The organism is Oscillospiraceae bacterium, assembly GCA_035353335.1.
GTDB lineage: Bacteria > Bacillota > Clostridia > Oscillospirales > JAKOTC01 > DAOPZJ01.
In genome coordinates this window covers 1710-8429 of sequence record DAOPZJ010000005.1, presented here as the reverse complement: position 1 = coordinate 8429, position 6720 = coordinate 1710, and the positions used below count along the sequence as shown (strand labels likewise).

The 6720-nt window shown below is 57.5% G+C and carries 6 protein-coding genes; 1 reads left to right on the top strand and 5 read right to left on the bottom strand.

Annotated elements, in window-relative coordinates:
- Positions 1 to 15 precede the first annotated feature (15 nt).
- The 5 genes from PKH29_02140 to PKH29_02120 all read right to left on the bottom strand — a co-directional run bounded on the left by PKH29_02140 (position 16) and on the right by PKH29_02120 (position 5840).
- A complete protein-coding gene (locus tag PKH29_02140; protein HNX13639.1) occupies positions 16 to 579 on the bottom strand; it encodes a zeta toxin family protein in 564 nt (187 codons plus the stop codon).
- A gap of 31 nt (positions 580 to 610) precedes the next feature.
- Positions 611 to 1309, bottom strand: a complete 699-nt coding sequence (locus tag PKH29_02135; GenBank protein HNX13638.1) for a helix-turn-helix transcriptional regulator — start codon at positions 1307 to 1309, stop codon at positions 611 to 613.
- A 304-nt stretch (positions 1310 to 1613) separates the two neighbouring features.
- The gene (locus PKH29_02130; GenBank protein HNX13637.1) at positions 1614 to 3017 is read right to left on the bottom strand and encodes an ABC transporter permease; all 1404 of its coding nucleotides are present in this window, start codon (positions 3015 to 3017) and stop codon (positions 1614 to 1616) included.
- Positions 3018 to 3058: 41 nt separating this feature from the next.
- Entirely contained in the window at positions 3059 to 5062 is a 2004-nt protein-coding gene (locus PKH29_02125; GenBank protein ID HNX13636.1) for a hypothetical protein, read from the bottom strand.
- A gap of 16 nt (positions 5063 to 5078) precedes the next feature.
- A complete protein-coding gene (locus PKH29_02120; protein HNX13635.1) occupies positions 5079 to 5840 on the bottom strand; it encodes an ABC transporter ATP-binding protein in 762 nt (253 codons plus the stop codon).
- 562 nt (positions 5841 to 6402) lie between these two features.
- Here PKH29_02120 and PKH29_02115 point away from each other — a divergent pair.
- Positions 6403 to 6720, top strand: a 318-nt coding sequence (locus tag PKH29_02115) for a DUF6291 domain-containing protein (GenBank protein HNX13634.1), incomplete at its 3' end; no start/stop codon positions are given.

The window sequence follows — 6720 nt, the reverse complement described above, 5'->3', positions numbered from 1 at the left end:
CTCCTGCATTCTAAATTACATCCGGTTGCTGTCTTTGGCTTTTTGGATGTGCCCGCTCAGTTCGACCATCCACTTCGGCGTCACCGTTTGGCGGAACAGCAGCTGCCCGTCGATGATGCGGGCGACTTCGATGAATCCGTTGCCGTTGTCGTAAAAATGCACTTCGTCGCACTGCGGCAAAATGCGCATCAAATTCGCGTATCTGAAATTGAACCGCCTGACGACGTCCTCATCCGGGATATAATGTCCGCCGTTTTCCGCGCGGACGCGGATGCGGGCGATGCTCTCTTCCACGGTCTCGAGGCCGACGTAATAAAGGCGGATATAATAGCCCCTGCGGCGGGCGCGGCTGATGGTCTGGGAGGTCTTGATGCCCGACAGCGTCGTCTCCTGGCTGAAATTCAAACCCTTGTTCATCAGCTGTTTGATTTTCGCCAACGCGAACTTTCCCGCCTCGATGTTGGAGATCTCTCTCGAGGCGGCGATTTCGTCCACATTGATGATCTCGCCCAGATCCCTGCGTTCCGACTGGAGCACGCCGGACAGACTGGACTTTCCGGCGCCGTTTACGCCGCCGATGATCGTGAAAGTTTTAATCGGTCAACGCCCCCTATTTCTTGGGCTTCGCGCCCATCCTGGATTCGGCAGTGCTGACGACGTTGAACAACGATGCAGCGGTCTGCTGATAGCGGGAGGACAGCTGCTCGGGCGACATCTCGGGCGCGAGCTCGGGCGTCACGGGATTGTAGTCGCCGATGGCGTCCCCTGCGCAGAGCGTGGTCATATAGGCCTCGCTGACCTGCATCGCGGCATTGCACAACCCCGTCGAAAGGCCTTCCCGGACGGCAAACATCGCCCGCGGATTTTTGGGGTTCGCGCAATAGAGGATATGGAATACTTTATACATCGCGAGCGAAAGATATGCGCTGATCTCGGTGGTCAGGTCCTTTAATTTCGGAGACCGGAGCAGATCAAACACTATACTGACTGTATTGACAATCAGTTTCTTATTGAGGGTCGCGACCACGCTTCCGCTGAAAGTCTTGTCGTTTGAATCGTCGTATTCGGGGACGTCCTCGGCGACGAGCTGCACGCCCTGCCGGTCGGAAGTCCTGCCGAGCAGATAGTCGGTTGAGACGCCGTATTCGTCGGCGACGGCGACCACAAAATCCAGCCCGCATTCGCGGATGCCCTTTTCATAATGCGACAGGAGCGCCTGACTGATGCCGAGCTTTTTCGCGGCGTCTTTCTGGCTGATGTTCCGCTCCTTGCGCAGCAGCGACAAAATCCGCGGAAAGTCGTTTCTCATATGTTTTTTACACTGCCCTTTCATGCCTGAATTCGGGACGGGCTCTCATTATACTATACTTTATACCGTTTGTATAGACCTGAAATGAATATTTTGCAATATTTTGTCGATTTGTTCTTTAAAATAAATAAATTGTAGGGCGCGGCATCCCTGACGCGCCGTTATCCGTTTCCGAATCCCACCACCGTTGCGACGGTCCCCCTCCCTTTGACAAGGGAGGCAAGGGGCGGCGTGCCGGGTCGTCACGCCCTACAATTTAAAACGCCGCAGAATGTTCGTTCTGCGGCGTTTTGCATATTAATTCCTAATTTCTCATGGCCTCGAGCGCGGACAGGCGCGTGGCCCGGTGCGCGGGCAGAAATCCCGCGATGAGCCCGACGAGGATGGCGAACAGGACCGCACCGAGCGCGAGCCAGACCGGGATGACCGACAGCTTGCTGCCGCCGCCCATTCCCATGCCGCCGAGCAGCGAACTGCCGCCCAGCTTGTTCAGGACAAAGGACAGCGCGTAGCTGAATCCGATGCCGACCGCGCCGCCGACGAGCCCGATGATGCCCGCTTCATACAGGAACAGCGAACGGATGTCGCCGACCACGCAGCCGATGACCTTCATGATGCCGATCTCGCGGGTGCGCTCATAGATGGACATGATCATCGTGTTGGTGATGCCGATGGCCGCGACGAGCAGCGAGACCGCCCCGATGCCGCCCAGAATCAGCTGCAGACTCTGCATCTGCTTTTGATAGCTCGCGATCCACTCGGCGTTCGCGTAGGCCTGGTAACCGAGTTCCTGGATCTGCTTCGCGATGTCGATGGTCTCATTCATCGTGTCGGCCTTGACGTAGATCTGGTCGTATTTGAGCTTTGCGCCCGCTGTCGGCTTGACGTTGTTGAATTTGTCCGATTCCTTTTTCAGTTTGAGCGCGGACTCCATGTCGATATAGACGTTGTAGTCCTTCTCGCCGTTTTCGGCGGCGAGCACGCCCGTGACGTTGATCGTATAGATTTTTGCCGGCACGGCCGGTTCGGAGCCGTCTCCGGGATTCGGCGCGGCATTCGGCATCTTGTAGTTATAATCAAACGTGAACTGGATGCGGTCGGTCATCGGGTCGATCAGAATGACCGGGCCCTGCTCTTCGCCGCCCTCTTTACCGGGGCCGACGACCCCGCCGTCGCGGGGCGCGGCGATGCCTTTGGCGATGATGCCGCCTCCGCCGTTGTCTCTGGGATTATAAAAGAAGGTCGCGACCTGGGAGCCGAACAGGCAGTCAAAGCTCTTTGTCCCGGCTGCCGCCGTCGCGGGGAGCATGTTTCCGAGCTCGGTCTTGAACCCGAGTTTTTCCATGATGTCGCGGCGCACGCCGATGACCGAGACGTTGGCGTGGTATTTTCCGGAGATAAAATGGCCGTAAAGCGTGATCTGCGGGGAGACCGCGACGACGCCTTCGATGGTCTCCAGCTGTTTGACCGCGTCGTCGGTCAGCGGGACTTCCTTGCCCTCGCTCCAGTTCGGGTAGACGTTGACGAGCGTCAGATCGCCCATGTTCTCCATCTCTTTGGAGAAGTTGACGTTCAGCGCGACGCCGAGCGAGATCATCACGACGATGGACGCCACGCCGATGACCACGCCGAGCACCGTCAATACCGAACGCACTTTCCGGCGCCGAAAATTTCCGAACGCCATCAGCGCAATATCACTCTTTCTCATCTTGCCGTCCTTTCGCAGCCCGCGGATTGAAAAGATTATTTTTATTCTTCATCGGCGGCTTTGGCTTTTCTCTGTTTCTTCACCGTGACCAGGACGATGACGGTCACCATGACCGCCGTGCCGAGTCCGATCAGCACCCAGACCCACCAGGCCGGTCCGGGCTGCGCCGGCTCGATCGGGCCCACCGGGTCGTCGGGGGACATGGGATCGGAGATAACACTCATCGGCGAGACCTCGACGGTGAAGTCCTGGCGCAGTTCGCGCGGGGTTCCGTCCGAGCTCTCGTATTTCAGCACGATCGTGCCGCTCTTCGTTCCGGTTCCGGCCGCCGTGAGGGAATCCTCAAAATAGTCGTTTTGCCCGGCGGTCAGATTGCCGACGTAGGTGTTTCCGTTCGCGAGGGTGAACTCCCCCTCGACGGCGATGGTCAGATTATAGATCGTCGCTTTGCCCTTGTTGATGTACTGGAAGCTGACCGGGATCATGTCGCCTTCCATGGCGCCCTGCATCACCGTGAAGCCGACCGTCTCGAGGCGCTGCTCCTGGCTGACGGCAAAGGAGAGCTGCTCGGCGGCGGAATAGCTTTTGCCGCCGTCGTCCTCGTAATCGATCTGCAGCATGATGGGATAGATGCCCGGCTGGGCGTCCTGATTGGCGACGAGCTGAACCGATTTGGTCACTTCGCCCTCTTTGGCGATGCTGTCGATATAGAACGAGTTTGAGCCCTCGGCGACCACAAAGACCGCGCCGCCGCTCGTCACGGTGCCCGAGGAGAGCACCACTTTGATGTTGCGGACTTGGGTGGATTTCGCGGTGTTTTTCAGCGTGAAGCTGAGTTTGAAGGCGTTGCCCGAGGTGATCGAGCCGGTGCTTGTATTATATTTCGAGATGATGATCCTCGGCGTGGAGGAAGAGCTTCCGCCCGCGCCGCGGTCGAGTTCGAGATAGGCGGTGCTGTCCTCTTTGGTATCGACGGACAGATCGGACGGGCGGTAGGTGATCGTGAAGGTCAGCGGATAGTTGCCTCCCCCGACCGCGCTGTCGATGTAGACCGAGAAGACGGCCTGCGCCTCTTTGCCCGAAGCGATGGTCCCGAGGGAGACCGGCGTGAAGTTTTCATAGAGCGAGAAGCCCGCGGACGTCTGGGCGCCGAACGCGACGCTCACTTTTCCGATGTCGGTCTCGCCCGGATTCGCGATGACCGCGGTCATCTTATAACGGTTGGGGTTTTTGTCGTCGGCTTTTTGAACGCTGATCGATTTGACGTAGGGCAGCGCCGAGAGGTCGCGCGCTTTGACCGTGACGGTGACCGAACCCTCAAAAGCGGAAGGGGTTCCGTCGTCGGCGTTCGCGGTGATGGAATAGCTCAGGATGTAACTTCCGCCCGGGATGTCGGCGGAGACCGCCAGCGGCACCGTGACGCTTGAAAGCGAAGCCGGGCTGATCAGCGAAGTGCCGCCCTGCCCCGCGGTGAAATATTTGGCCGAATCGCCGAGGCCCGCCATCTGTACCGCGACGCTGTGCGCCGCGCCCGCGCTCGCGTTCGCGACGGACAGGGTGACGCTTCCGGTCCTGCCGCCCATCAGCCCGTTCGCGCTGACCGCGGTGACCGAGAGTTTCGGCGCCGAACCGTCGGAGCCGGCCGAGACCGTCCCGTTGATGCCGACGGTCACGGTGTTTATATAGGTGACCGAATCGATCACCGAGGTGACCCGGATGCTCAGAAGCGGGCCGGTGCCTTTATAAAGCGCGCTCAGATAGACGATCTGAGGCGAATTCGCCGGGATCGTCGCGTTCGCGGTCGTGTTCTGCGGCTCGAAATCGCAGCCGGCAAGCACGTCGATGTTGGTGATCCTGGCGGCTTTCGTGCCGTTGTTCATCACGAGGATCGGAACGTTGACCGCGCCCGCGCTAAAAGTGTTGTTATTGCCCACCGAGAACGAGAGCGGCGCTTCTGCGGCGCCGAACGCGGCCGTAAAAAGCGAGAATACCATCGTAAGCGCAAAAAGGAGCGCAAGCAGTTGTTTTTGTTTCGTTTTCATCATAAATATGTACCCTTCTTCAATGTGCTTCAACGGGCTGCGGCCCGGCTTGCTGTAATTCCGCTGCCCGCGAAACCGCGGCCCGCGGCGGGTCGTTCTGTTCTGAGCCGAGGATGTTGCCGTCGAGGACGTGACAGACCTTGTCGGCATATTTCGCGAGGTCATGGTCGTGGGTCACGAGCACGAGGGTGCCGTGGTTTTTGCGGGTCTCGCCGACGATCAGTTCCATGATCTCGGAGGTGGTTTTGGAGTCGAGGTTTCCGGTCGGTTCGTCCGCGTAGACGATCTTCGGCGAGGCGACGAACGCCCGCGCGATGCCGACCCGCTGCTGCTGGCCGCCCGAAAGCTGCGAGGGTTTGTGGTTCATGTGGCCGCCGAGCCCGACGCTTTTTAAAATCTCTTTCGCGGCTTTGATCCTCTGTTTGCGCGGCACGCCCTCAAAGGTCAGCGGCAGCGCGACGTTTTCGAGCGCGGTCATCGACGGGATCAGGTTGTAACTCTGAAACACGAATCCGACGTTGCCCTGGCGGTATTTCGCGAGCGCTTTTTCGCTCATCCGGTCGATGGGGTTTCCGTCGATGACGATCGTGCCGGCGGTCGGTTTTTCGAGCCCCGCGAGCATGTTCAGCAGCGTCGATTTGCCCGAGCCGGAAGTCCCGAGCAGACAGCAGATCGTGCCGCGTTCCACCTGCAGATCGATGCGGTCGAGCGCGACGACCTTTTCTTCGCCGATCCGGTAGACCTTGCGAAGGCCCCTGACGTCAATCACAAAGTCCCGCATGAAGAGCCCGTCCTTTCTTTGATTTATGGCCATAATCCGGCTGTGATTCCGGCTTTTTTCCTTTAACTGTCCATCTCAAACAATCACCCGTTTCTTCCGGCGTTTTTCGCCGTCTTCTGATAAGACCGGTTTCGGTTCCGTTTCGTTACAAAAAAGGAAAATATTTTCGTCTTGAATTTCCCCGTATGAGCACGATTCATTATAACATAAAGCCGGTTCAAAAAATACCATCCCGGTGAAATAATGCCGCGCCGCCGAACCCGGCGTCAAAATAAAAAACGGCCCGGGGATAAATGCGGACGGACCCCCGACGGAGGGTCAATAATCCCCGACGGACCGGGGATAAATTCGAACGGACTTTCGCCCGCGCTGCTCGAAATCCCCGCAAAACGGCTCCCGAAAAGGGTTTCCGGCGTTCAAAACAAATTTTCAAAAAGTTGCGAAATGGGGTAGCATTCCGGAAAAAGATGTGCTATAATATTAGCATATCTATTATTTTAGCTGACATCAAATAGCGTAATCAATGCCACATCACAAAAATTTTTAAGGAGAGGGAGATTTTATGCCGAACGTCACTTTTTACCCCAGTTACATCAAGGCGATGAAGACCCTTCAGCCAAATGAGCAGCTTCAGCTCTTTTGGGCGATTACAAACCGGACTTTGGGCGAAGCGGACTTCCCGATGGATGAGAAGATCTCCGGGATGTTCGCTTTGATCGAACCCATCATCGAGTCGAACCGAAAAAGATTTGAAAACGGCAAAAAAGGGGGTGAGTTCGGCAAACTCGGCGGCAGGCCGAAAAAACAAACGGCTCAGCGGAAAAATACCGAAAAATCCGCTTCCCCGGAAGAATTCGGGGGATCCTGCTGCCGTAACCCT

Bases quoted from the DNA above. Each gene is read 5' to 3' on its own strand.
- PKH29_02135 (HNX13638.1), bottom strand. From the start codon at position 1,309: ATGAGAAACGACTTTCCGCGGATTTTGTCGCTGCTGCGCAAGGAGCGG.
- PKH29_02130 (HNX13637.1), bottom strand. From the start codon at position 3,017: ATGAGAAAGAGTGATATTGCGCTGATGGCGTTCGGAAATTTTCGGCGC.
- PKH29_02125 (HNX13636.1), bottom strand. From the start codon at position 5,062: ATGATGAAAACGAAACAAAAACAACTGCTTGCGCTCCTTTTTGCGCTT.
- PKH29_02120 (HNX13635.1), bottom strand. From the start codon at position 5,840: ATGCGGGACTTTGTGATTGACGTCAGGGGCCTTCGCAAGGTCTACCGG.